This is a genomic window from Amedibacillus sp. YH-ame10 (assembly GCF_053848885.1).
In genome coordinates this window covers 161,822-185,683 of sequence record NZ_JBSPFA010000001.1, presented here as the reverse complement: position 1 = coordinate 185,683, position 23,862 = coordinate 161,822, and the positions used below count along the sequence as shown (strand labels likewise).

Sequence of the window (23,862 nt, the reverse complement as noted above, 5' to 3'; positions counted from 1 at the left end):
CATCCAAGCAATACACAGGAAACTAGTAAAATTGAACCTATACGTTTAGATTTCATAAAATCCCTCCATTCTACTATTTATACCCTATGGGAAAGGAAAATGTTTCAAAAAAAGACGCTTTCGCATCTTTTCTTATTTTTGATTTTGTCGGATAAGATTTAATGTTCCACCTGCTTTAATAGTTTCAATATCTAAAGCTGTTAAATTATGAGCAATCTGATAAGAGATACCTTTTGTAAGGTTCATCATTGTGACAGGTGTGTTTTCTTTTAAGTTCATTAAATCGCTTAATTTTAATTCGTCCATTTCATCGATTGTATCGTAATCACTTTCATTGATAAAGGTAAAAGGAAGGATACCGAAATTGATTAAGTTTGCACGATGGATTCTAGCAAAACTTTTCGCAACCACAGCTTTAATTCCTAAATACATAGGAGCTAATGCGGCATGTTCACGAGAACTTCCTTGACCATAGTTGTTTCCAGCAATGATAAATCCACCACCATATTTTAAACAATCATCATGGAAGCTTTCTTTTACGTTCATAAAGATAAATTCACTTATTTTTTCTATGTTAGAACGATAAGGAAGAACTTTTGCGCCTGCAGGTGCAATATGATCTGTTGTGATATTGTCATCAACTTTAATCATAACTTGTTTTACAATTGTATCATCTAGTGGTGTATTGATTGGTAATGGTTTGATATTTGGACCACGAATAACTTCTGTTTCTTCTGCTGTTTCTTTGTCAGGAATGATTACCATACGATCATCGATGGTAAAGCTAGCAGGTTCTTCTGGTAATGTATAATCCACAGTTCTAGGGTCTACAATGTATCCAGCCAATGCACTTGCGGCAGCAGTTTCAGGAGAAACTAAGCATACTTTAGCACTTAAGGTACCACTTCTTCCATAGAAGTTACGGTTGAAGGTACGAAGAGATAATGCATTCGTAATAGGGGATTGTCCCATACCAATACAAGGACCACAAGTACTTTCTAAAATACGAGCTCCAGCAGAAATCATATCCGCTAGTCCTCCATTTTGAGAAATCATGTGAAGAACTTGACGAGAACCAGGAGATACAACTAAGGAAACACTTGGATCTACTGTTTTATCATGTAACATATTGGCAACACTCATCATGTCCATATAAGAAGAGTTTGTACAACTTCCTATCGCAACTTGATCCACTTTTAAACCTAATACTTCAGATAAAGGTAATACATTATCTGGAGAGTGAGGCATTGCAATCATTGGCTCTAAAGTATTTAAATCAAGTTCAATTACTTGATCATAAACAGCATCTTCATCTGCCTTGATTTCTGTGTAATCATTTTCACGTTGTTGTTTCTTTAAGAATTCATAAGTGACTTCATCACTTGGGAAAACGGAAGTAGTTGCGCCTAATTCAGCACCCATATTGGTAATGGTTGCACGTTGAGGAATGCTTAGGGTAGAAACACCATCTCCACTATATTCAATTACATTTCCAACGCCGCCTTTAACGCTTAAAATTTGTAATACTTTAAGTATGATATCTTTTGAACTAACACCTTTTGTTAAACTTCCACTCAGTTTCACATTGATGATTTTCGGCATATTCAAATGAAATGGCATACCCGCCATTGCACAAGCAACATCTAATCCACCAGCACCAATCGCAATGGATCCGATACCTCCAGCAGTTGGTGTATGAGAATCACTTCCTAATAAGGTTGCTCCTGGTTTTGCAAAGCGTTCTAAATGAACTTGGTGACAAATCCCGTTTCCAGGACGAGAGAAACGAACTCCATGTTTCATAGCTACGGTTTGTAAATACTTGTGATCATCTGCGTTTTCAAAGCCACTTTGTAACGTGTTGTGATCTACATAACTAATAGATATATCAGTTTTTACTTGATCCACTCCCATAGCTTCTAATTGTAGATACGCCATGGTACCTGTAGCATCTTGTGTTAATGTTTGATCCATATGGATGGCGATTGGTTCACCACGATTCATCTCACCTTCGATAAGATGTGCTTTTAATATTTTCTCTGTAATTGTTGGCATAAATCTTCTTCCTTTCTCATATACAAGGATTATTATACCATGAAAAATGAAAATATTTCATTGATTTTATGAAAAATATGATATAATATTGAAAGAATATTGCAAAAGGAGGCCATGCTATGAATGATCTATTAAATTCGTTCTATCAAAAAGCTAGAGAACACAATGATATTGCCAACGATCTATATCGTACATTTGATGTAAAAAAGGGTCTTCGTAATGAGGATGGTACCGGTGTACGTGTCGGTTTAACAAAGATTGCAGACGTTGTCGGATATAAAATAGTTGAAAATGTAAAACAGGATGATGAAGGTAAACTCTATTATCGTGGTATCGAACTTCGTGATATAATCAAGGGTAGAAACTATGAAACGATATGCGGGTATGAAGAGACCTGCTTTTTATTACTTTTTGGGTACTTACCAAGTCAAAAAGAACTGGATGGTTTTTGTGAATTGTTGAGATCTCATTATGAATTGCCAAATGATTTTTTAGAATCTAAATTCTTACAAATGCCTGGTAAAAACATTATGAATCGTATCCAACAAGCAGTTCTTGGATTATATGATTATGATGACGCTCCAGATAACATCACTGTGGAAAACACATTGGAACAGGGAATTAATATTGTTGCGAAATTGCCATCTATTTTATGCTACGCTTATCAAAGTAAAATGCATAAATACAATAAAGAGTCATTGGTAATCCACCCTGCACAAGCACATTTATCAATTGCGGAAAATATTTTATACATGCTTCGTAAAGACCATAGCTTTTCAAAACTTGAAGCACAATTACTTGATATGATCTTAATTGTTCATGCAGATCATGGTGGAGGTAACAACTCAACTTTTACCAATGTGGTGATTTCTTCCACTGGAACAGATATCTATGCTTCTATCGTAGGTGCTATTGGTTCTTTAAAAGGGCCACGTCATGGAGGCGCAAACTTAAAAGTAAGTGGAATGATGCGTGCTGTTATTGATGAAATAGGATATTGTGAAAATGAAATCGAAATCAAAGCATTGATTTATCGTATTTTGCACAAGCAATTCTATGATTATTCTGGTTTAGTATACGGATTAGGACATGCAATTTATACGTTAAGTGATCCACGTAGTGAAGTATTACAAGGATATATCGAAAAATTAGCGGAAAAGAAAGGCAAAGAGAAAGAATATGCTTTCTATCAACGCTTTGAACAATGTGCGAAAGAAGTTATCCTAGATGTGAAAGGAATTAATGTTTCTAGTAACGTTGACTTCTATAGTGGCTTTGTATATGAAATGATGGGAATTCCTGAAGATTTATTTACACCATTGTTTGTCATGGCTAGAACTGTTGGATGGCTTGCTCATAATATTGAAAATAAGTTGTACGATGGAAGAATTGTTCGTCCTGCGACGAAATATGTAGGAACAACAAAGAAATATATACCAATGGAGGAGAGAAATAATGAAGACGATAACAGTATTTAAAGGAGATGGCATCGGTCCTGAAATCTGTGATGCAGTATTAAAAATATTGGAGGCTGCAAAAGCCCCAATTACATATGAATGTTTCGAAGTTGGTGAAGCTGAGTATCACCGTAATGGAAAATTGATTCCGGATGAAGCATTCGCATCTTTTGAAAAAAACAAGATTCTTTTAAAAGCACCTATTACAACACCAATAGGAAAAGGATTTCGTTCATTAAATGTTACCTTGCGTAATCAATATGACTTATATGCAAATATTCGTCCAGCAAAATCAAATACTGCAGTAGTAACACCATTTCCAAATGTAGACATTGTTACTTTTAGAGAAAATACTGAAGATTTATACGTTGGAATTGAAGAACAAATAGATGCTGATACAGTTCATGCTAAGAAAATTATCACACGTAAAGCAAGTACAAGAATCATCCATGATGCATTTGAATATGCAGTTATGAATAATCGTAAGAAAGTTACTTGTGTACATAAAGCAAACATTTTAAAAATGAGTGATGGAATGTTCTTGGATATCTTCCAGGAAATCGCCAAAGAATATCCAAGTATCATTTCGGATGATAAAATTGTGGATAATGTTTGTATGCAATTGGTTATGCGTCCTGAAACATTTGATGTTATGGTAATGCCTAATCTTTATGGTGATATTGTTTCTGATTTGACTTCGGGTTTAATCGGTGGATTGGGATTGTTGCCTAGTTGCAATCTTGGAAATGACTATGCTATGTTTGAGGCAGTGCATGGTTCAGCACCAGATATTGCTGGTAAGCATATTGCAAATCCTACAGCATTGTTATGGTCTGCATGTATGATGTTAGAACATCTTGGAGAACATGAAATTGCATTTAAGATTCGTAAAGCGGTAGATGAAGTACTACAGGAAGCAAATGCATTAACTCCTGATTTACATGGAAATGCTAAGACAGAGGATTATCGAGATGCAATCATCTCACATTTAGAGCACTAGAATATATCTTATATCATATTGATAGCGTTAGTTGTTTTGATTATTATATAGATACCAGGCATAGGTTGTGAAAACAACCATAAAGAAAGGGAACGAGGCGACACTCGTTCCCTTTATACGTTTGGAAGTAAAGAAAAAGCACATCATCTGTGCTAGTTTCTTATTTGTCCATCACCAAGAATAATGAATTTTTCATTTGTTAAAGACTTAAGCCCCATAGGGCCTCGAGCATGTAATTTCTGTGTACTTATACCTATCTCAGCACCTAAACCAAATTCAAAACCATCTGAGAAGCGAGTGGAAGCATTCGCATATACACAAGCACTATCAACTTCACGCAAAAATCTTTTAACATTCGTATAGTTTTCAGAAATGATGCTTTCACTATGATGAGTACTATATTTATTAATATGATGGATAGCTTCATCAAGAGAAATAACTCGTTTAATAGAAATTTCCAAATCGAGATATTCCTTGTAATAATCTTCTTCAGTAGCAAGAATACACTCTTTATCAAGGTTAGTGATATATTCATCCGCATGTATGACAACATGTTTTTCTTTTAGTTTTTGAAGTAATTTTATGGTGAAATCATCGGCTATACATTCATGAATCAAAACACTTTCTAACGCATTGCATACCGAAGTTCTTGTTGTTTTACCATTCAGTATGATAGCAGTAGCTTTTTCTAAATCTGCTTCTTTATCAACAAACACATGGCAATTACCAGTACCTGTCTCTAACACTGGTACAGTTGCTTGATCCACGGTTGTTTTTATTAGATTTGCGCCACCTCTTGGTATTAGAACATCTAAATACTGATTTAATTTCATAAACTTTGTTGCTGTTTCTCTAGAAGTGTCTTCGAGCAAAGTGATAATATCTTCGTTGAATCCACAATCTGTTAATGCTTTTCGCATCAGAGAAACAAGCACTACATTCGAATGTAGAATATCCTTAGACCCTCTCAACATAACTGCATTACCAGCTTTTAAACATAGAATGGCCGCATCAACCGTAACGTTGGGACGTGCTTCATAAATCATTCCAACAACCCCTAACGCCACTCGCATTTTACCAATCTGCAATCCATTAGATGTAGTCTTCATTTCGCTGATTTCACCTATAGGATCTTCTAGTTGCATAACTTGATAAATTCCTTCAATGATTTGTTCAATACGCGCTTGATCTAACTTCATACGATCAATCAAACCAGCATTCATTTGATTTGCGATTCCAGCCTCCATATCTTTTTTATTGGCTTCTATAATTTCTGCGCTATGATTGCGTAATTCATTTGCGATTGTTTCTAGTATTTTGTTTTTTTCAAGTGAACTTGCGTTCATAATCTGCGCACTTGAAGATTTACAACGTTTCCCTAGTTCTTCTAATTGCATGATGATTCCTCCTCAATATCGAATAAAGTGCCTCGATAGTCATTGTTTAATATATCATACAGTATGGCAGGGCGTTCTCCATTACCAATAATCATAGGAATACCTCGTTCATTCGCAAATCTTGCGGCATGTATTTTCGTAACCATTCCACCAGTTCCATGTTTACTACCAGCACCTTTTGCCATAGATTCGATGGATTCATCGATAGTGCTTACCACAGGTATCAAATTTGCATTTGGGTTTTTTGAAGGGTCATCGTCAAAGAGACCGTCGATATCACTTAACAATATTAAAAGATCTGCATGGATAATAGAAGCAGTGACAGCACTTAATGTATCATTATCACCATATGCAATTTCATCTACAGCGACACTATCATTTTCATTTACAATAGGAATCACTCCATATTCTAAAAGAGTTTCTAATGTGTTAATTGCGTTTGTTCGCAATGTTTCGTCATTGGTAACTGTTTTTGTTATCAATAATTGTGCGATTTTTTGTCCATATTGAGAGAAAAACTTATCATATATAAACATCAATTCACATTGACCAACAGAAGCAGCTGCTTGTTTTTCGCGCATCAAAGTTGGGCGTGATTTCATTTGTAGTTTACTTACTCCAGCACTAACTGCACCACTGGATACAAGAATGATATCCTTACCACTATTTTTAATATCACTCAACACCATAGCTAATTGATCGATCTTTTGAAAATTTAATCCGCCATTTGCATGAGTTAAGGTAGATGAACCTACTTTTATAACAATTCTGTTAATATCTTTCATTTGTTTCATTTTCTTACAACCCCTTTGTAAATGTTTTCTTATATTATAGACGAGAATCTACACATAGGCAACTATTTCATTCATTTTAGAATATGTAGGAGGACTTTATATATGACGTAGGAAGGGTTTTTTTACTTCCTCATTTTGTAAGTTTTTATATGCGATGCATTTTCGAAAGGTATTTCCCATCATTTCATGTTCACGATAAAAGCGTAATTGTTCCATATCATATGTTACATAATATACGTCTTCACTCATATCGTCTGCCATCATCATTTCCATATCTAAACAATTTCCATCCCTGTCCCAAGCAATAGGAGAATATGCACAAGAATTTCCAGCATTGTTCCCTGGCGCATTTGCCATCACAATTCCTGTCATGTTCTCGTATGCACGTGTTTGTAGTGCACATAGGCGAGGTTTCATAGATCCACAATTGTTTGGTACTATTATAATCTCTGCACCGTTTAGCATCAATTCTCGAGCACTTTCAGGATATTCCCGATCATAACATATCATCACTCCCAGTTGTATATTATTTAATGTACATACAGGAAAGGAAGTTCCATTTTCTATCATTTTCTCATCCGCAAAATCACACGTATGAACTTTATCATAACGTAATAGAATATCTCCCTTAGAATCAATTATAAATGCAGTGTTTCTAGGTTTCTTTATTCCTTTTGTAAACGTCGTAATCACAACACTGATGGAAAGTTCTTTCGCTTTGGTACGAATACGCTGTATATAACAAGAATCTTCTTCTAGAGCTTCATAAGTAGAAATAGGGAAATGATAACCAGTTAAAAAGCATTATGGGAAAAGAAGTAAATCTACCTGTTCCTTGGCAGCTTGTTCCATATAGAAAAGAGCTTTGTTTGTATTTCCTTCTAAGTTTCCATTTTCTGATAAAAGTTGAGCAACACCTATTTTAAAGTTTTTCATAATATCACCATATTCATAGTAACATAATTTTCAACTACCTAGTAGTAAAAGAGTTTTACTTGCGCAATAGGAATGATATACTGTATTCAATAAGAGAGGTCGTGGTTTTATGAAATTACGAGATGTATATACGTGTCCCTTGGAGTTAACACATGATATGATGAAAGGGAAATGGAAACCAATCATCGTATGGCGTTTACGATTAGGACCAACTTCCTTGTCTAAGCTAGAACATGATATCGAAGGAATATCGCAGAAGATGTTGTTGGAACAGTTAAAAGAACTGATGGCTTTTTCCATAGTAGATAAAGAAGTATACGAAGGATATCCTTTACGTGTGGAATATTTTCTTACTCCGGAATTAGGAAATGAGATGTTACAAGCACTGAGTATTCTTCAAAGGATTGGAATACATTATATGAAGACCCACGGTATGGAAGATGTATTAGAAGAAAAAGGGGTTCTTTGATACACACAAAAAAGTGGGTAATTTACAAAGTTATCCTCCTTGTTTACACTATAGGTAGAACGAGGAGGATTTTTATATGGACATAACAAGTACAGGAATAATAAATGGTAAGATCGAGAATGTGTATGGGAAAAGAGGCACACAGTTTAACGAAAATGGAATGCCAACATACTCTTTGCCTTTTAAAATCGAAGGAGCACCAGCAGAAACAAAAAGTTTTGCGATTGTATTAGAAGATAAAGATGCGATTCCAGTATCTGGTGGTTTTGTATGGACACATTGGGTTGCGGCAAATATCACTCGAACAGAGATGATGGAAAATGAAAGTCAAAGTGCGCTAGATTTTGTGCAAGGACTCAATAGTTGGACAAGTATACAAGGAGGAGAACAATCGAAAGAATTGTCGCGTTATTATGGAGGTATGGCACCACCAAATGCGCCGCATGAATATGAACTTCATGTTTATGCATTGGATACATTGTTGCAATTAGAAAATGGATTCTATATGAATGAAATGTTTCATAAGATGAAGGGACATATCCTAGAAGAAGGTGTTTTATATGGAGTATACGAAAATTAAGAAGATTGATCATGTAGTGTTAACAAGCAAACATGTAGAAGAATGTCTTGGCTTTTATAGAATGTTGGGATTTAAAGCTGTAGAGGAAGATAAGCGTTTTGCCTTATATGCTGGAGATTTTAAATTGAATGTGCATATAGAAGGACAAGAGTTAAAGCCCAATGCATATCTTGCAAAACCTGGAACATTGGATTTATGTTTTGAAATTGAGGGCTCTTTAGATGAAATGATACATGCGTTGGATAAACAGGGGATAAAGACTTCTGAAATAGGAATAAAACATGGAGTATTGGGGGAGATGCATTCCTTTTATGTGCGTGATCCGGATCAGAATTTATTAGAATTCTGTAGTTATGAATAGCTTTCTATTTGCATTTGAAACTGTGTTTCCTTTATGTGCGATGTTGATGTTAGGTTTTTTAGCACAAAGGCTTCGTTGGATACAAGAGACAAGTGTACGACAGATGAATCAGGTTTGTTTTTATTTGTTTTTACCAATGTCTTTATTTTCAAGCGTGTATCATAGCTCGTGGGAAAACATATCGTGGAAGTTGATTCTATTTGCGTTGGGTGTAGTGCTCCTATCTTTTCTACTTGTTTTATGGTTGATACAGCGTACATCTATGGAAAATATTCGTAAAGGTGTCGTTGTACAAGGAACGTTTCGTAGCAATTTCATTTTGTTTGGACTACCATTAACCATTTCTTTCTTTGGTGAACAACATGCAGGTACGACTGCTATATTAATTGCGTTTATAATACCTTTGTACAATGTTTTATCAATTCTTGTTTTACAAGGGTATGGAAATAGCAAATGTAGTGGAATGACCTTATTGAAGAAGACATGTAGCAATCCTTTGATTATTGGGGCAGTATGTGCTTTTATATGCGTCGTATGCAATGTAAAGTTGTTGAAACCCATAGAAGTTAGCGTACAAATGATTGCAAGTAGTGCAACGCCACTTGCCTTATTTCTACTAGGGGCTAGTTTTGTATGTGCTAAGGTTCGTCATAATCTTCATGTATTGATGCTTGTAAGTATTGGAAAACTTTTGATCTTACCGGGATGTGTGGTAGGACTTGCATGGTGGTTTGGATTTCGACAAGAAGCATTGATTGCTTTACTAGCGATGAGTGCAAGTCCAACGGCAGTGTCAAGTTTTACAATGGCACAAAGTATGAATATGGATCACGAATTAGCAGGACAAATCGTTGTGTTTACAACGCTATTTAGTATTCTGTCTTTATTCTTATGGATTAGTTTTATGAGAATGATAGGAGTATGAGATTTTTCTCTTATACTTTTTTATTCTTTTTAGCACTATAATGTTGACAGTGCTAAAATAATGTTTTATACTATTAGCAGACTTATATAAAGAGTGCTAATAGGAGGTTGCGAACATGGCAAAAAACAAACAGTTTAAAGCAGAATCGAAACGACTTTTGGATCTAATGATCAATTCTATTTATACGCATAAGGAAATTTTCTTACGTGAATTAATTTCCAATGCAAGTGATGCAATTGATAAGCTATATTATGAAGCCTTATCTAATAACATCAGTGGAATTAATCGTAGTGAGTTTAAGATTCATTTAGATGTAGATAAAGAGAACCGTGCATTAACCATTAGCGATAATGGGATTGGTATGACAAAAGAAGAGTTAGAGGAAAACCTTGGTACCATTGCGAAGAGTGGTTCTTTAGCTTTTAAAGAAGGCTTAAATGAGGAAGACGCAAAAGATGAAGCTGTAGATATCATTGGACAATTCGGTGTTGGATTTTATTCTGCATTCATGGTAGCTTCTCGTGTAGAAGTGCATACCAAAAAGTATGGAGAAGAAAAAGCATATATCTGGAGTAGCAACGCAGTAGATGGATACAGTATTGAAGAAACTACCAAAGAAGAACATGGTACAACTATCACATTGTATTTAAAAGACAATAGTGAAGATGAAAACTACGATGAGTATTTACAGCAATATGAAATTGAACGTTTGATTAAGAAGTACTCTGACTATATCCGATTCCCAATTGAGATGATGGTAGAAGAACAAAAACGTATCGAAGTTGAAAATGAAGATGAAAAAGAAAATGAAGAACCAAAATATGAAACTGTTCATGAATTAAAAACTTTAAACTCTATGATTCCTTTATGGAAACGTAGTAAATCTGATATTACGAAGGAAGAATACAATGAGTTCTATCAAGATAAATTCAATGACTTCCACGAACCACAAAAAGTCATTCATACTAGTGTAGAAGGTGCGGTATCTTTTTCAACACTATTATTTATTCCTGGTAAGGCTCCTTACAATTACTACCAACAAGATTACAAAAAAGGTCTTCAGTTATATAGCCGTGGTGTGTTCATTATGGACAATGCAGAAGAGTTGATTCCAGAACACTTCCGATTTGTTAAGGGATTGGTTGATTCTCAAGATCTTTCATTGAACATTTCTCGTGAAATGTTACAACACGATCGTCAATTAAAAGTTATTGCAAATCGTATTGAAAAGAAAGTAAAATCAGAATTGTTGTTGATGTTAAAGAACGAACGTGAAGAATATGAAACGTTCTGGAAGAATTTTGGATTACAGATTAAATTCGGTGTATACAACGATTTCGGTGCCAATAAGGAATTGTTAGAAGACTTGTTGTTGTTCTATTCTTCAAAAGAAGAGAAACTTGTAACACTTGATGAATATATCAATCGTATGGAAGAAGGACAAGATTCTATTTACTTTATGAGTGGAGAGAAAATTGATGCGATTAACCAATTGCCACAAGTTAAGAAAGTAAAAGAAAAAGGTTATGAAATCTTATATCTAACAGATAACGTAGATGAATTCGCATTGCAAATTCTAGGTGCTTATAAAGAAAAGAAATTCAAAAATATCTCACAAGGTGATTTGGATTTAAGCAGTGAAGAAGAAAAGAAAGAATTAGAAAAGAAAAGTGAAGAAAACAAGGATATGTTAACTGGTATCAAAGAAGCATTAGGTGATAAAGTTAAAGAAGTAAAAGTATCCTCTCGTTTGATTGATGATCCTGTGTGCTTGAGTAGTGAAGAGGGAATGTCTTTTGAAATGGAAAAGGTATTGAGCGCAATGCCAGATGCAAATCCATATGGTATGAAAGCGACTCGTATTTTGGAAATTAATCCAGATCATGAAATCTTCAAAGCATTACAAAAAGTTTATGCTCAAGATAAGGATGCTGTAAAAGATTATGCAGACTTATTATATGATCAAGCGTTGTTGATCGAAGGGTTCCCAATTGAAAGTCCAACAGAATTTTCTAAGAAAATCTGTGAATTTATGATTCGCGCAAGTAAATAAAAAGAGCAAAGGACATATGAAACAACATGTGTCTTTTCTTTTGCAAGTTATTTTCTATAATACAGGAACAAAAAAATAAAAAGTTCATAAGAGGGGAATTTTTGCTAGGCAAATAACATAGTGTATGGTACTATGTTAGTTAGAAAAAGGGAGGATTTAATATGAGAAAACGTAGTCTTGTAAGTATGGTTATATTATCCATTATTACTTGTGGTATTATGCAATTAGTATATTTTTACCAAGTAATGTCGGATATCAACTATGCTAGTAAAGAGAACGATACAGCAGGTACAGATTTGCTTCTTACGATCATTACATGTGGTCTTTGGGGAATTTACTGTTATTGGAAGTATTCTAAGAAACTCGTAAATCTTGGAGGAGAAGATAACTCCATCATCAATGTAATTTTAGCCGTTCTTGGTTTTCAAATCATATCATTGGTTATTTTACAAAGCAGTATCAATAACTTAATCGATCGTCAAAGTTCTTATTAGTGTTATGAAGAAGTATCGTGATCGTATTGCATTAGGTATTGGGATTTTCATTCTATTATTCTTTATTGGAAATGCCTGTCCCATTGAACATATGTTTGGAATACCTTGTCCTGGCTGTAATATGTTTACTGCTTTATATTGGCTTTTAAGAGGCAATATAGAGACTGCGACGTATTATCATCCAGCTTGGTTGTTTTTCCTAATATACGCAGGTATATGCGCTTTTCTGTTTTATAAATATAAAGCAGATATGAAACAAACCATTGCCTTTAAGAGTGCTACTACGGTATTCTTGATTGTGTTTATTGGTATCTATGTAGTACGTATGATTACGGTATTTCCAAATATGCCTATGCAATTTAATGAACAGGCAATCTTCGTAAAGCTATTCCATCTATTCTAGGTGGAATTTTCTTTTTATATAGAGCTTCATCATGTATAATATACCTATAGATAGGATGTGCGTTAAATGATTAAAAATATCGTATTTGACATTGGAAATGTATTGGTTACATTTCATCCAATGGCTCACTTTTTACCCCATTTTAAAGATGAAGAAAAGACAAAACAGCTCTGTCATCAGGTGTTTTCACATGATGCTTGGGGATGGTATGATCAAGGGTTAAAAACTATGGATGAGCTCCATGAAATCTACCAAGAAGCATATCCTATACAATATGAAGATATCTCCTACATATTACAACACTGGCTTCCTCTTATGAAATTTATGCCGGAAACGTTTGCCTATATGAAGGAACTAAAGACAAGAGGATTTCATTTGTATTTACTCTCTAATATAAGTAAAGATTCTGCAGATTATTTGAAGGGATGTATGCCTTTTTTTGAAATTGTGGATGGAGAAATTCTATCTTATGCATATAAAGTAAATAAACCAGATGTAAAGATTTATCAAGCTTTATTTGATACATATTCTTTGATTCCTGAAGAAACGATATTTTTTGACGATAACTTACCTAATATCGAACAAGCGAATCAATTGAAAGTGCATGGAGTATTATTTGAAAATTTAGAAGATGCAAAAAAGAAAGCAGAAGAAATAATTGGGAGTTTAAAACTATGTTAAAAGAAGGACAGATTGTAAAAGGTACTATTAAATATATAGATGAATTTGGGAATGGTGTTCTTGTACAAGGGAAAGATTATGTCTTATTACGAAATGTATTTGTAAATGAAGAAGTTTCAGCGATTATCAAGAAACGTATTCAAAAAGGATATGTTGCACAAATTAAACAAATGATAAAACCCTCGAAAGATCGAGTGAAACCAGAATGTGGAATTTATGAACGCTGTGGTAGTTGCCATTTGATGCATATGAAAAAAGATGTACAAAGCAAGTATAAAAAGAACATGATTGAAGAGCTTTGTAAGAAGGCAAAACTATCTATCAAGGTAGAAGATGTTTGTACTATGAAAGATCCTTACCATTATCGTAATAAAATCATTGTAGGCTTTCAAAAAGATAAGCAACGTCATATACAGGCAGGATTCTACGAAGAATTTTCTCATAGAATTATACCGTATAAAGATTGTCATTTACACCCATCCATATGTGATGAAATTATACAGACGATCACTCGCTTGTTAGAGAAATTTCGAGTGGAATTATATAATGAAGACAAACGAAGTGGTATGTTAAGACATGTGTTGATTCGTTATGGAAAAGTAAGTAAACAAATTATGGTAGTTTTAGTTGTTCAATCCAACGTGTTTCCAGCACGTAAGAATTTCATACAAGCTTTACTTAAGGAGCATCCAGAAATTACCACCATTATTCAAAATGTAAACTCTAGAAAAACAAGTGTTGTGCTTGGAAATGAAGAACGCGTACTTTATGGACAAGGGTATATAGAGGATACCTTATGTGGTTGTACCTATCGTATTTCCGCAAAATCATTTTATCAAATCAATCATGAACAAACCGAAGTTCTTTACAAAATGGCCATCGAACGTTTGCATCTACAAGGAAATGAGAAAGTATTAGATGCGTATTGTGGGATCGGAACGATTGGCATGTATGCATCTCAATTCGCAAAAGAAGTGATTGGTGTCGAAATTAATAAGGATGCTGTAGCAGATGCGAAAGTAAATGCAAAACTGAATGCAATTCATAATATACATTTCCAATGCGATGATGCGGGGAAGTATATGCAAAAGATGGCAGCTAAGAGAGAGAAGTTAGATGTTGTTATTATGGATCCTCCAAGAAGTGGGAGCAGTGAGGCATTTATTCAAAGTGTGGCAATGTTAAAAGTAAAAGAAGTATTATATATTTCTTGTAACCCTGAAACGCAAATTCAAGATATAAAACTTTTTCAAAAGATGGGATATCAAACAGAAGGGACTATGCAACTTGTGGACATGTTTCCCTTTACGGAACATGTTGAATCCATCGTGAAATTAGTGAGAAAGCAATGAAGGCAGAAATTAGAATTTGTAATAGAACATATTTATACTGGAGGAATTAGCAATGCAGGATTTTTTTGAAGCATTAGCAGGTGAAAGTAAAAATATAGTATTACCAGAAGCATTTAACTATTTTGGAAAACTTTTTGGTAGTTAGGCTATAGGCTTTATAGAAAGTAACTTACAAATTCACTTTGCAGTTCAGATATAGGAAATAATTTAATGGAATTTCTTGTATATACGAAACATTATAAAGGAGAGTTTCTATGGAGATAAATACAATCAGTGAATATATTGCTCAGTTTTCACAGGAAGATGCGAAACGTATGCAACTTCTATATGCAACTATCAAAGAAGTTTGCCCTGAAGCAGAGGAGAGAATGAGCTGGAAAATGCCAACGTTTGTATATTGTGGTTTTAATCTGGTTCATTTTGCGAAGGCAAAACATCATATTGGCTTTTATCCTGCGAATACTGGTGTGAGCATGTTTCAAGATTGTTTAAAAGATTTTGTATGTACAAAAGGATCGATCCATTTAGATGATAAAAAAGATATTCCTATCTCACTTATTAAGGAGATTGTGGAATTTCGTATGAAGGAAAATGAGCAATATGCAATAGAAAGAGAGGAAGCTAAGAAGTCAAAGAAAAAGAAGGAAGCAAAATAAAAAGTGCCGAGGGGCACTTTTCTTGTTTTATTGGGTGAAACGAGGGTTTATATTCTTTTCAATAGTGGTGATACTTTCTTATATCCTAAAAACACCACAGCACTGACCATAATTCCTTTGATCAAATTAAAAGGGACTACACAAATCATAATGAGCGCAAACAAACCATCTATGTTAGAGTTTACTGCTTTTCCCATTGTCAATATGACATCTAATGGAATTTTTGCGAACATTGTATATGCTGGAATCAATACAAAATAATTCAAGATAGCACCGACGATGGTCATAAGAACAACACCTAAGCATAAACCAATGAGAGCATGTTTTTTGCTTTTGTCTTTTTGATAGATAATGACAGCTGGTAAAACAAGGGAACATCCAATTAGAAAGTTCGCAAATTCACCAACTCCTGCGGTAATAGTACCGTTGATCATTAGATTTAAAATAACCTTAAGTCCTTCAATGCAAACAGCAGCCCATGGTCCCAATGCAAATCCACCAATGAGTACTACGACTTCACTGAAGTCTAATTGGTAAAACGTTGGTGCGATTGGTAATGGAAACTCGAACATCATCAGAATAAAGGATAAAGCTCCTAGAATACTGATTTTGGTAATTGCATGAATGTTCATGCGGTTTTTTGTTGAAACATATGCTGACATGATATTTTCCTCCTCTACATATCGTTCACATATCCTTTTTTATAACAAAAAAAGGTCTTTCAACAAAACCTTTAGGGAATTACATAAAAAAATACACTTCTTTCATCCAGACTTTACTGTCGCCACCGGAATTACACTCGGTTCCTGCCATACATGGCTCGCGGGGTTTACCGCCGATTGGGAATTTCACCCGACCCTGAAGTTTTTGTCACGGATATCATAACAGGAATTTATTTTCTTGTCAACGCAGATGATTTATTTACAAGTATGTTTGTTTTTGTCATACCAATATATAAGCTTTCCACAATGAGGACAAGTGTGTTCTATCGTTTTTTGATGCACCCATGCATCTATACCGATGCTTTTCATCAAAGTAAGATCATGAATTACTTCTTCGTGGTGACCAATACCATTTTGATAATGACACTTTTTAAAGTTCAAAAGGCGTTCACAAGGCATATCTGCACATTCACTACAACGTGTTACTCGATGGTGTTTTGCACAAGCACGAAAGCCATTGGCGCATGTTTCACAGTCTCCTCTAACATGGGCGGATAAACATCCATGACAGCTTGTTGGATAACAAGGACAAGTTCCGCAAAACAATCCACATATGGCAGCGGTATCTTGGTTAGGTTTCATTTTATCACTTCCTGTTGTCATTATAACATAAGAATATATTGACTTTGTATTGGAAAGTTATATAATATATTTAACTAAATAGTTAAATACTGATAGGAGGCGATTTCATGTCAGATGTATTTAAGGCTTTATCAGATCCAACAAGAAGAAAGATTTTACAACTTCTAAGAGCACAGGATCTATCAGCGGGAGATATTTCAAAAGAATTTGAGATGTCCAAACCTGCCATATCCAAACATTTAGATATATTAAAAAATGCAGATTTAATAGACTGTGTAAAACGTGGTCAATTTGTTGTATATTCGATTAATACAACAGCCTTACAAAATACACTGCAAGATTTTTTAAGTTTTTTTGAACATACCAAGAGTGAGGCTGTAGAACTTAAACAACAAAATGAAAAGTTATAGTTTGTATTTATGTTCTTTACGCAAGAGTGTATGAGAGCGAGGGGAAATGGTTATGAAGAAGAATAGAAGTGTATTAAATGTTTGCACAGTTGTGATGATTGTACTTGGCGTACTTTCTAATTATTTTGATTTGCTTCGTTATGTTTTTGTTGGTATGGTGTTATTGATTCAATGGTATCTGTTTCATCATGCGGATGTTTTTTCAAATTATGAAAAAGGAAGCCCAAAATGGAAGACGTATCGTTACTTGTCAGCTTTTTCGATGTTGATAGTGGTTGTGGTGTATTGTTATAGCTACTTCATTGCTCCTACTTCTATGAATGAAGATCGAAATTCTTATTTGTTTTTGATTTTGTTGGTAGGCGTACTTGGAAATCTTTCACCTAAGATTGGCTATAATAGAACATTAGGATTGCGATTGCCATGGACTTTACAAAATGAGCATACTTGGCGATATGCGCATCGTATGGTTGGATACTGTACAATTCCATGTTTGCTTGTTATGATGGTTGGATACTTTTTAGATAGTAAAGAATGTATGGCGATGGGAGTATTGTTATGGTGTTTTATACCTGGACTTTTATCTTATCGTTTTGATCAAAGGAGAAAAAACAATGAAAAACAGGCTTTATGATATGAAATTTATGGTGTTTCTACCTTTTGTAATTAGCCTTGTCTCCACTCTCATCTTATTGTTTTATTTGCCTATGGATATGCCGATGCAGTTTGCGGGAGATGGAAGTGTGAATTGGAGTATGAATAAATATCTTGGTGTATGGCTAATTCCAGCAATTGGGTTTGTTATTTGTAGAGGATACCAAAAGGGAAGTGGATTGGATCTACGTGTTGTATTATTATCATGGTTACTCAATATTTTAAATATAGCTTTTTTAGTGTATACTGCATTTCTTAGGTAGATTGTGTGAAACTATCTTAAATTTGCGTATCTCATGGAATTTCCTTAATTGAAGTGATATAATGAGTCCCGATGGAAGGAGATTTTATCATGAGATGGTTACAAAATTTTATGAGAGGGAGATACGGTCCTGATCAGTTATCTTTTTTTCTATTAGCATTATACTTGGTGATCACCATTGTGTCTTCATTCTTACGATTACCGATCCTAACATATTTATCTTTGATTCTAATGTTTTGGTGTTGGTTTCGAATTCTAAGCAGAAAGACGTATAAAAGATCTGCGGAAAATACAAAATTTTTACGTTTGGTGTTTCCAATTACAAGTCGTTTTCGCTCTTTAAAGAAAAGATTTCGTGATCGTAAATTCTATAAATATTATAAATGTCCAAGTTGTAAACAGGAACTGCGTGTTCCAAAAGGGAAAGGTGAAATTACAATCACTTGTCCAAAATGTAAGACAAAGTTTGATAAACGCACATAAAAGGATATGTTCTTGGGAGAACATATCCTTTTATTTATCTTTAGATTTCGTCTGTGGAAACACGATCACGGAAATATTGACGTCTTTCTTGAGGTGTTAAACCTTTTTTACGAAGACGAATCATATCTGGTGTGATTTCAACTAACTCATCATCATTGATCCATTCTAATGCTTCTTCAAGAGTCATCAACTTAGGTGGCGTTAAACGCATTGCTTCGTCATTTCCAGAAGAACGAATTGCGGTAAGCTTTTTGTTCTTTAATGGATTGACATCTAAGTCAACTGTACGTGCGGATACACCGATGATCATTCCTTGGTAAACTTCTGTTTGAGGAGTGATGAATAGGGTACCTCTTTCTTGTAGGTTCCATAATGCATATGTCATAGCTCCACCAGTTTCAGTAGAAACCATAGCCCCATTTGCACGTTGTTGGATATCACCTTTGTATTCTGTATATCCATTGATTCTACGAACTAATGTACCTTCACCACGTGTATCATTGATGAATTCACTACGGTATCCTAACAATCCACGAGTTGGTGCTTCATATGTAATACGGCAGTAACCATTTTCTTCTACCATATCAATCATTGTACCTTTACGTAGATTCAATTTGTTAATAATTGATCCTGAGTATTCTTCAGGGGCAATTGCGACAACTTCTTCTACTGGTTCTACAGTATGTCCATCTTTATCTTTATGTAAGATAACTTCTGGTTTTGATACAGCAACTTCATAACCTTCACGGCGCATTTGTTCTAATAGTACAGAGATGTGAAGTTCTCCACGTCCACTGACTTTGAAACAATCTCCGCTATCCGTTGGTTCTACTTTCAATCCAACATTGACTTCTAATTCTTTTTCCAAACGATCTTTTAGATTACGGCTGGTTACGAATTTTCCACTCAATCCTGCAAATGGAGATTTATTAACGATGAAGTTCATACTTAATGTAGGCTCTTCAATATGGATACCAGGCAATGGAAGCTCATGGTCTTTCAAACATAAAGTCTCTCCTATAGAAATATCAGAGATACCAGCCACAACGATGATATCACCAGCATGTGCTTCTTTTACAGAAACTCTATTCATTCCACGATATACAAAGATTTGTGTTGTATTAGCATTACGTTTGTTTCCAAAGGAATCACATACCACAATGCTTTGTTGTGCACGTAACACACCTTGATAAATTCTACCAATTCCTAAACGACCGATATATTCATCATAAGCAAGTGCAGATACTTGTACTTGTAATGGTTCATCATCCAAATCTGGATATACATCACAATGGTTCAAGATTGTCTTAAACAATGGTTCAATAGAATCACTAGGTGTTTCTACATCGTATTGTACAATACCTTGTTTTGCGATACCATAAAGGATTGGGAAATCCAATTGTTCATCACTTGCGTTTAAGTCTAAGAATAGTTCATAGACTTCATCCACAACTTCTTGAGGACGTGCATCTTTCTTATCAATCTTGTTAATTAACAAGATTGGACGAAGTCCTAACTCCAAAGACTTACTTAATACAAAGCGTGTCTGAGGCATTGGACCTTCACTTGAATCTACCAATAAGATAACCGTATCTACGGTTTTGATGATACGCTCTACTTCACTAGAGAAGTCGGCATGGCCTGGCGTATCCACAATATTGATTTTTACACCATCATGGATGACACTGCAGTTTTTGGAATAGATCGTGATTCCACGTTCTCTTTCCAGATCATTGCTATCCATCACGCAGTCAACGACTTCTTCGTTGCTACGGAACACATCACTTTGACGTAAGAAGGCATCTACTAGTGTAGATTTTCCTGCATCAACGTGGGCAATGACGGCGATATTTATAATTTTTTCTTTTTCACTCATTTTTATTCCACCTTTTAACCTTATAATAATATACCGAAACCGCAACAATTACAATTTTTTTCGCATAATAATGCATTATTTTCACCCTTATTTCAATATACTAGAGAAAGTAGGTGATAAAGTAATGAAATTGTTAAAACTTGTATGCCCTTTCTTATGTTTCGCATTATTGCTTGGTTGCTCTTCTAATACCATAAAAACGAATCGAAACCAAAAACAGGAAATAGGAGAGAACATACAGCAACTAAAATATGAAGAAAAATACTTAGAAAGTATCCAGTATCCAAAAACGAATATAACGAAGTTGGATAAGAAAATCCAAGCAAGTATTGAGACATATCGTAAAAGCTTTCATAAACAAGTAAAGAATTTTAAGGAAGATAGAAAAGCAGAATTTAATGTATCGTATGAATCGTATGTAAAAGCGAATCGTTATATCTCGATAAAACTTATAATATTTGAATCCATCTATCAGAATCATGAATATATAGAAACGATTGTATTCGATCAACAAAAAGATGAATTCTTGCATTTGTACGATATTTATAATGAGGATAAGATGCAAGCGTTGTCCGCTATGGCGAAGTCTTATTTCGAGGAACGCTTTCCTCAAGAATGTGATAATGATGTATTTCGTTCTCATATATCCGCAATTGAAGATAATTTTGATACCTTTGTATTAAAGAAGGATCGTATTGTATTCTATTTTGAAGAAGGGAAGCTATTTGAAAATAGCGCTACCTTTGAAGTTGGATATCAAGATATTGATGATGCCGTGGATTTAAAGAATGAAACAGTACCAACATTCGTTCCATATCCGGATATTTTAAATGAACCTGTGAAAGTGATTGATCCTAATAAACCTATGGTGGCACTTACCTTTGATGATGGACCAACAAGAAGATACACAACTGCGATATTGGATGCTTTAAAGGAAAACAATGCAAGTGCAACTTTCTTTATATTGGGAAGTCGTGCTAATAACGCGCCTGATTTATTACAACGAATGGTACTTGAGGGGAATGAAATAGGAAATCATACGTATTCTCACAAGCAATTAACCACATTATCTAAAGAAAAAATAGAAGAAGAAATTGATGTTACACAGGAAACAATCTATGAAATTACACACCGCTATCCAGTGCTTGTGCGTCCTCCGTATGGAAGTAAAAATGATACTGTTATCAGTTGCGCTCATGATAAAAGAGTAGTAGCGTGGACCTTGGATACTAGAGACTGGGCTAGTAAAAACGCAAAAACGGTAGTAGATAATGTCATGAATACTGTAAAGGATGGAGATGTCATCTTAATGCATGATTTATATGCATCAAGTGCACAAGCCGCAACTATTATAATTCCAAAATTGAAAGAGGCCGGATATCAACTTGTGACCGTATCCGAGTTGTATACCTATCATCCTAATTTAGTGAAATAGATATATTTTTATTGCGTTTGAATTTGAAAAAAACAAAAAGATATCTTCTGATAAAAGTATTGTGAATATGGGCAATACTTTTATCATGAAACAAAGTGAAAATTTTTATTTATTTTTACATACGTTTCATTAAGTGGTATAATAGGAGTAGCATATAAGTTTATTTTTTAGTTTATGTAGTACAAGTTTATATTAGCCAGGAAGTAAAATGTGTAAGTCTGGGAGAGGCATTGGCACATGAAGAAAAGAGGAGGATGGTTTTATGAAAGTGGAATACTACAAAGAGTTCAGCCATGAACTAAATCGTGAAATGCAATTTAAGGTGTATGGGGAAAGTGGGATACCTTGTTTAGTGTTTCCAGCACAAGATGGACATTTTTATGATTTTGAAAATTTTGGGATGATTGATGCTGCAAAAGATTATATCGAATCTGGAAGAATCCAATTTTTTTGTTGCGATAGTATTGATGCGGAAACTTGGTCAAATGAAGCGGGGAATCCACGTGAACGTATGGAACAACACGAACGCTGGTATCATTATATCGTTGATGAGTTAGTACCGTTAATCTATGATATCAATGGACATAAGGAACATGGAATTATGACATGTGGTTGTAGCATGGGAGCTATGCACGCGCTAAATTTTCTATTAAGAAGACCAGATATATTCCAACGCGTACTTGGCATGAGTGGAATTTATCACGCAGATTTCTTTTTCAAAGATTATCACGATGAGTTAACTTATCAAAATTCACCATCTGATTATCTTCCAAATATGCAACAAGATCATCCATATATGGAGTATTACCATAGTGCTGAAATTGCATTGTGTTGTGGAAGAGGTGCTTGGGAACAAGAAATGGAAGCTAGTTTAAAACAGATGGAACAAATCTTCCAAAACAAACAAGTAGATGTTTGGATTGATTATTGGGGATATGATGTATCTCATGATTGGTATTGGTGGAAAAAACAGTTGGATTATTTCTTACAATTTATGGTATAGCTCTGCAAATGCAGGGCTTTTTCTTTGACTTTTGAGTTCACACATTTTCACGAATTTCAAACATTTTTTTCTTACACTGATTTACTATACTATATACAGGCAAGGAACAATGCCTTGTCCGTATGTACTCATCATTCTCCCTAATGATAATTCATACAATTTTCTATCCCCTTAAATAATTTTGAAAAAGTTGGCACCCCTTAGCCAACTTTTTCATTCATGAAAACCTCGAGAATGCATATTTATTTCAAGAAAATAGAAAAAAACGCAACTTCTTCTCAATGTATTGATGAAATTCATTGATTTTGTTACGATAAGGATAATAAAAAGAAGGGAATGCTATCTATGAAAGTAAAGACGTATCGAGATCCGTTAGTATTGGCCATTGATGTCACACAACAACGTGTGAAGGCACTTATTTTATGGGAAATGGAAAAGAAAAAACAAGAGTTATCTTCTCTTGTTCATAACATTCCCTCACTAGATTCTCAAATTATCTTTGAGGAACTGAATGAGTTAATAGAATTAGGATTGGTGAGTAGAGTGGTGCATGTGAAAAGAAAGCCACAACAAATCATTGAATACGCACTAACCAATCGTGGAGCACAGTTATTGAAATGTCTTCGCAAGATGATGAATGTGGGAATTGAAATTATGATGGATTATGGAATGAATGAGTACTTAATGGAAGAAGGGTATATTGAACGAGTGGACTTGGTTGAAGATGAACTCGTGCCATGTTCTGTATAGTTCATTTCTAAATAATCTCTATAAACAGAAAAAAAGCGCTAGGGATACGCTTTTTTTCTTGATACTAAATTA

At 34.5% G+C, this 23,862-nt stretch carries 26 protein-coding genes, 1 pseudogene and 1 riboswitch; of the genes and pseudogenes, 19 read left to right on the top strand and 8 right to left on the bottom strand.

All coding sequences use genetic code 11. The annotated features are described in order from the left end of the window. Nucleotides 1-132: 132 nt before the first annotated feature. Nucleotides 133-2,055 carry an aconitate hydratase gene (locus tag ACWG42_RS00945; RefSeq protein ID WP_455789581.1) on the bottom strand — a complete coding sequence of 641 codons (1,923 nt, stop codon included), beginning with the start codon at nucleotides 2,053-2,055 and terminating at the stop codon, nucleotides 133-135. A gap of 119 nt (nucleotides 2,056-2,174) precedes the next feature. Between ACWG42_RS00945 and ACWG42_RS00940 the strand changes: the two genes are divergently transcribed. Both ACWG42_RS00940 and ACWG42_RS00935 read left to right on the top strand, forming a co-directional pair. Continuing rightward, nucleotides 2,175-3,533 (top strand): citrate synthase, encoded by a 1,359-nt coding sequence (locus ACWG42_RS00940; protein WP_455789580.1) that lies wholly within the window; start codon nucleotides 2,175-2,177, stop codon nucleotides 3,531-3,533. Further along, on the top strand, nucleotides 3,511-4,512 hold the full coding sequence (locus ACWG42_RS00935) for an isocitrate/isopropylmalate dehydrogenase family protein (protein ID WP_455789578.1): 1,002 nt from the start codon (nucleotides 3,511-3,513) through the stop codon (nucleotides 4,510-4,512). Before ACWG42_RS00940 ends, ACWG42_RS00935 begins: the two co-directional genes overlap by 23 nt. Before the next feature lie 152 nt (nucleotides 4,513-4,664). On the opposite strand, the gene ACWG42_RS00930 is transcribed toward ACWG42_RS00935, so the two are convergent. From ACWG42_RS00930 to ACWG42_RS00915, 4 genes and pseudogenes are all read right to left on the bottom strand, one after another. Then, nucleotides 4,665-5,909, bottom strand: coding sequence for a glutamate-5-semialdehyde dehydrogenase (locus tag ACWG42_RS00930; RefSeq protein WP_455789577.1), 1,245 nt, complete (start codon nucleotides 5,907-5,909; stop codon nucleotides 4,665-4,667). Next, nucleotides 5,900-6,703 carry a glutamate 5-kinase gene (gene proB, locus ACWG42_RS00925; protein ID WP_455789576.1) on the bottom strand — a complete coding sequence of 268 codons (804 nt, stop codon included), beginning with the start codon at nucleotides 6,701-6,703 and terminating at the stop codon, nucleotides 5,900-5,902. Before proB ends, ACWG42_RS00930 begins: the two co-directional genes overlap by 10 nt. A gap of 96 nt (nucleotides 6,704-6,799) precedes the next feature. Further along, nucleotides 6,800-7,495: pseudogene (locus tag ACWG42_RS00920) on the bottom strand (carbon-nitrogen hydrolase family protein); the annotation flags it as partial. A 12-nt stretch (nucleotides 7,496-7,507) separates the two neighbouring features. After that, nucleotides 7,508-7,639 (bottom strand): hypothetical protein, encoded by a 132-nt coding sequence (locus ACWG42_RS00915; protein ID WP_455789575.1) that lies wholly within the window; start codon nucleotides 7,637-7,639, stop codon nucleotides 7,508-7,510. 109 nt (nucleotides 7,640-7,748) lie between these two features. On the opposite strand from ACWG42_RS00915, the gene ACWG42_RS00910 reads away from it, so the two are divergent. From ACWG42_RS00910 to ACWG42_RS00865, 10 genes are all read left to right on the top strand, one after another. Further along, nucleotides 7,749-8,108, top strand: coding sequence for a winged helix-turn-helix transcriptional regulator (locus tag ACWG42_RS00910; protein ID WP_455789574.1), 360 nt, complete (start codon nucleotides 7,749-7,751; stop codon nucleotides 8,106-8,108). Nucleotides 8,109-8,184: 76 nt separating this feature from the next. Then, nucleotides 8,185-8,688: a YbhB/YbcL family Raf kinase inhibitor-like protein gene (locus tag ACWG42_RS00905; RefSeq protein ID WP_455789572.1), complete on the top strand. Its 504-nt coding sequence runs from the start codon at nucleotides 8,185-8,187 to the stop codon at nucleotides 8,686-8,688. Next, nucleotides 8,669-9,049, top strand: a complete 381-nt coding sequence (locus ACWG42_RS00900; protein WP_455789571.1) for a VOC family protein — start codon at nucleotides 8,669-8,671, stop codon at nucleotides 9,047-9,049. Before ACWG42_RS00905 ends, ACWG42_RS00900 begins: the two co-directional genes overlap by 20 nt. Then, nucleotides 9,042-9,974 (top strand): AEC family transporter, encoded by a 933-nt coding sequence (locus ACWG42_RS00895; protein WP_455789570.1) that lies wholly within the window; start codon nucleotides 9,042-9,044, stop codon nucleotides 9,972-9,974. The genes ACWG42_RS00900 and ACWG42_RS00895 overlap by 8 nt, the downstream gene beginning before the upstream one ends. 115 nt (nucleotides 9,975-10,089) lie before the next feature. Beyond that, on the top strand, nucleotides 10,090-12,027 hold the full coding sequence (gene htpG, locus ACWG42_RS00890; protein ID WP_455789569.1) for a molecular chaperone HtpG: 1,938 nt from the start codon (nucleotides 10,090-10,092) through the stop codon (nucleotides 12,025-12,027). A 161-nt stretch (nucleotides 12,028-12,188) separates the two neighbouring features. After that, nucleotides 12,189-12,521 (top strand): DUF4234 domain-containing protein, encoded by a 333-nt coding sequence (locus ACWG42_RS00885; protein ID WP_455789567.1) that lies wholly within the window; start codon nucleotides 12,189-12,191, stop codon nucleotides 12,519-12,521. Nucleotides 12,522-12,525: 4 nt separating this feature from the next. After that, the gene (locus tag ACWG42_RS00880) at nucleotides 12,526-12,924 is read left to right on the top strand and encodes a DUF2752 domain-containing protein (protein WP_455789566.1); all 399 of its coding nucleotides are present in this window, start codon (nucleotides 12,526-12,528) and stop codon (nucleotides 12,922-12,924) included. A gap of 66 nt (nucleotides 12,925-12,990) precedes the next feature. After that, entirely contained in the window at nucleotides 12,991-13,605 is a 615-nt protein-coding gene (locus ACWG42_RS00875; RefSeq protein ID WP_455789565.1) for an HAD family hydrolase, read from the top strand. Beyond that, on the top strand, nucleotides 13,599-14,957 hold the full coding sequence (gene rlmD, locus ACWG42_RS00870; protein ID WP_455789564.1) for a 23S rRNA (uracil(1939)-C(5))-methyltransferase RlmD: 1,359 nt from the start codon (nucleotides 13,599-13,601) through the stop codon (nucleotides 14,955-14,957). The genes ACWG42_RS00875 and rlmD overlap by 7 nt, the downstream gene beginning before the upstream one ends. A gap of 254 nt (nucleotides 14,958-15,211) precedes the next feature. Continuing rightward, on the top strand, nucleotides 15,212-15,613 hold the full coding sequence (locus tag ACWG42_RS00865) for an iron chaperone (RefSeq protein WP_455789562.1): 402 nt from the start codon (nucleotides 15,212-15,214) through the stop codon (nucleotides 15,611-15,613). Between the two features lie 47 nt (nucleotides 15,614-15,660). On the opposite strand, the gene ACWG42_RS00860 is transcribed toward ACWG42_RS00865, so the two are convergent. Together ACWG42_RS00860 and ACWG42_RS00855 are read right to left on the bottom strand one after the other, a co-directional pair. After that, nucleotides 15,661-16,275: an ECF transporter S component gene (locus ACWG42_RS00860; RefSeq protein WP_455789561.1), complete on the bottom strand. Its 615-nt coding sequence runs from the start codon at nucleotides 16,273-16,275 to the stop codon at nucleotides 15,661-15,663. Between the two features lie 90 nt (nucleotides 16,276-16,365). After that, a riboswitch (FMN riboswitch) is annotated at nucleotides 16,366-16,483 on the bottom strand. Between the two features lie 47 nt (nucleotides 16,484-16,530). Beyond that, the gene (locus tag ACWG42_RS00855) at nucleotides 16,531-16,917 is read right to left on the bottom strand and encodes a DUF3795 domain-containing protein (RefSeq protein WP_455789560.1); all 387 of its coding nucleotides are present in this window, start codon (nucleotides 16,915-16,917) and stop codon (nucleotides 16,531-16,533) included. Between the two features lie 107 nt (nucleotides 16,918-17,024). On the opposite strand from ACWG42_RS00855, the gene ACWG42_RS00850 reads away from it, so the two are divergent. The 4 genes from ACWG42_RS00850 (at nucleotide 17,025) to ACWG42_RS00835 (ending at nucleotide 18,726) form a co-directional block, all read left to right on the top strand. Continuing rightward, entirely contained in the window at nucleotides 17,025-17,327 is a 303-nt protein-coding gene (locus ACWG42_RS00850; protein ID WP_455789558.1) for an autorepressor SdpR family transcription factor, read from the top strand. Between the two features lie 52 nt (nucleotides 17,328-17,379). Beyond that, nucleotides 17,380-17,961, top strand: coding sequence for an SdpI family protein (locus ACWG42_RS00845; protein ID WP_455789557.1), 582 nt, complete (start codon nucleotides 17,380-17,382; stop codon nucleotides 17,959-17,961). Continuing rightward, nucleotides 17,942-18,244, top strand: coding sequence for a DUF1648 domain-containing protein (locus ACWG42_RS00840; RefSeq protein WP_455789555.1), 303 nt, complete (start codon nucleotides 17,942-17,944; stop codon nucleotides 18,242-18,244). The genes ACWG42_RS00845 and ACWG42_RS00840 overlap by 20 nt, the downstream gene beginning before the upstream one ends. An 89-nt stretch (nucleotides 18,245-18,333) precedes the next feature. Further along, nucleotides 18,334-18,726, top strand: a complete 393-nt coding sequence (locus tag ACWG42_RS00835) for a hypothetical protein (RefSeq protein ID WP_455789554.1) — start codon at nucleotides 18,334-18,336, stop codon at nucleotides 18,724-18,726. A gap of 40 nt (nucleotides 18,727-18,766) precedes the next feature. Here the strand turns inward: ACWG42_RS00835 and typA are convergent, their stop codons facing one another. Continuing rightward, on the bottom strand, nucleotides 18,767-20,602 hold the full coding sequence (typA, locus tag ACWG42_RS00830; protein ID WP_455789553.1) for a translational GTPase TypA: 1,836 nt from the start codon (nucleotides 20,600-20,602) through the stop codon (nucleotides 18,767-18,769). 124 nt (nucleotides 20,603-20,726) lie between these two features. Between typA and ACWG42_RS00825 the strand changes: the two genes are divergently transcribed. From ACWG42_RS00825 to ACWG42_RS00815, 3 genes are all read left to right on the top strand, one after another. Next, nucleotides 20,727-22,037, top strand: a complete 1,311-nt coding sequence (locus ACWG42_RS00825) for a polysaccharide deacetylase family protein (protein ID WP_455789552.1) — start codon at nucleotides 20,727-20,729, stop codon at nucleotides 22,035-22,037. A 262-nt stretch (nucleotides 22,038-22,299) separates the two neighbouring features. Then, nucleotides 22,300-23,040: an esterase family protein gene (locus tag ACWG42_RS00820; RefSeq protein WP_455789551.1), complete on the top strand. Its 741-nt coding sequence runs from the start codon at nucleotides 22,300-22,302 to the stop codon at nucleotides 23,038-23,040. Nucleotides 23,041-23,385: 345 nt separating this feature from the next. After that, complete coding sequence (locus tag ACWG42_RS00815) at nucleotides 23,386-23,790, top strand: winged helix-turn-helix transcriptional regulator (RefSeq protein WP_455789550.1); 405 nt, start codon at nucleotides 23,386-23,388, stop codon at nucleotides 23,788-23,790. Nucleotides 23,791-23,862: the final 72 nt, after the last annotated feature.

Bases quoted from the DNA above. Each gene is read 5' to 3' on its own strand.
- ACWG42_RS00815 (WP_455789550.1), top strand. From the start codon at position 23,386: ATGAAAGTAAAGACGTATCGAGATCCGTTAGTATTGGCCATTGATGTC.
- ACWG42_RS00820 (WP_455789551.1), top strand. From the start codon at position 22,300: ATGAAAGTGGAATACTACAAAGAGTTCAGCCATGAACTAAATCGTGAA.
- ACWG42_RS00895 (WP_455789570.1), top strand. From the start codon at position 9,042: ATGAATAGCTTTCTATTTGCATTTGAAACTGTGTTTCCTTTATGTGCG.
- ACWG42_RS00845 (WP_455789557.1), top strand. From the start codon at position 17,380: ATGAAGAAGAATAGAAGTGTATTAAATGTTTGCACAGTTGTGATGATT.
- ACWG42_RS00900 (WP_455789571.1), top strand. From the start codon at position 8,669: ATGGAGTATACGAAAATTAAGAAGATTGATCATGTAGTGTTAACAAGC.
- ACWG42_RS00825 (WP_455789552.1), top strand. From the start codon at position 20,727: ATGAAATTGTTAAAACTTGTATGCCCTTTCTTATGTTTCGCATTATTG.
- ACWG42_RS00855 (WP_455789560.1), bottom strand. From the start codon at position 16,917: ATGAAACCTAACCAAGATACCGCTGCCATATGTGGATTGTTTTGCGGA.
- rlmD (WP_455789564.1), top strand. From the start codon at position 13,599: ATGTTAAAAGAAGGACAGATTGTAAAAGGTACTATTAAATATATAGAT.
- ACWG42_RS00910 (WP_455789574.1), top strand. From the start codon at position 7,749: ATGAAATTACGAGATGTATATACGTGTCCCTTGGAGTTAACACATGAT.
- ACWG42_RS00875 (WP_455789565.1), top strand. From the start codon at position 12,991: ATGATTAAAAATATCGTATTTGACATTGGAAATGTATTGGTTACATTT.
- ACWG42_RS00865 (WP_455789562.1), top strand. From the start codon at position 15,212: ATGGAGATAAATACAATCAGTGAATATATTGCTCAGTTTTCACAGGAA.
- htpG (WP_455789569.1), top strand. From the start codon at position 10,090: ATGGCAAAAAACAAACAGTTTAAAGCAGAATCGAAACGACTTTTGGAT.
- typA (WP_455789553.1), bottom strand. From the start codon at position 20,602: ATGAGTGAAAAAGAAAAAATTATAAATATCGCCGTCATTGCCCACGTT.
- ACWG42_RS00860 (WP_455789561.1), bottom strand. From the start codon at position 16,275: ATGTCAGCATATGTTTCAACAAAAAACCGCATGAACATTCATGCAATT.
- ACWG42_RS00840 (WP_455789555.1), top strand. From the start codon at position 17,942: ATGAAAAACAGGCTTTATGATATGAAATTTATGGTGTTTCTACCTTTT.
- ACWG42_RS00915 (WP_455789575.1), bottom strand. From the start codon at position 7,639: ATGAAAAACTTTAAAATAGGTGTTGCTCAACTTTTATCAGAAAATGGA.
- proB (WP_455789576.1), bottom strand. From the start codon at position 6,703: ATGAAACAAATGAAAGATATTAACAGAATTGTTATAAAAGTAGGTTCA.
- ACWG42_RS00945 (WP_455789581.1), bottom strand. From the start codon at position 2,055: ATGCCAACAATTACAGAGAAAATATTAAAAGCACATCTTATCGAAGGT.
- ACWG42_RS00935 (WP_455789578.1), top strand. From the start codon at position 3,511: ATGAAGACGATAACAGTATTTAAAGGAGATGGCATCGGTCCTGAAATC.
- ACWG42_RS00880 (WP_455789566.1), top strand. From the start codon at position 12,526: ATGAAGAAGTATCGTGATCGTATTGCATTAGGTATTGGGATTTTCATT.
- ACWG42_RS00940 (WP_455789580.1), top strand. From the start codon at position 2,175: ATGAATGATCTATTAAATTCGTTCTATCAAAAAGCTAGAGAACACAAT.
- ACWG42_RS00930 (WP_455789577.1), bottom strand. From the start codon at position 5,909: ATGCAATTAGAAGAACTAGGGAAACGTTGTAAATCTTCAAGTGCGCAG.
- ACWG42_RS00885 (WP_455789567.1), top strand. From the start codon at position 12,189: ATGAGAAAACGTAGTCTTGTAAGTATGGTTATATTATCCATTATTACT.
- ACWG42_RS00905 (WP_455789572.1), top strand. From the start codon at position 8,185: ATGGACATAACAAGTACAGGAATAATAAATGGTAAGATCGAGAATGTG.
- ACWG42_RS00850 (WP_455789558.1), top strand. From the start codon at position 17,025: ATGTCAGATGTATTTAAGGCTTTATCAGATCCAACAAGAAGAAAGATT.
- ACWG42_RS00835 (WP_455789554.1), top strand. From the start codon at position 18,334: ATGAGATGGTTACAAAATTTTATGAGAGGGAGATACGGTCCTGATCAG.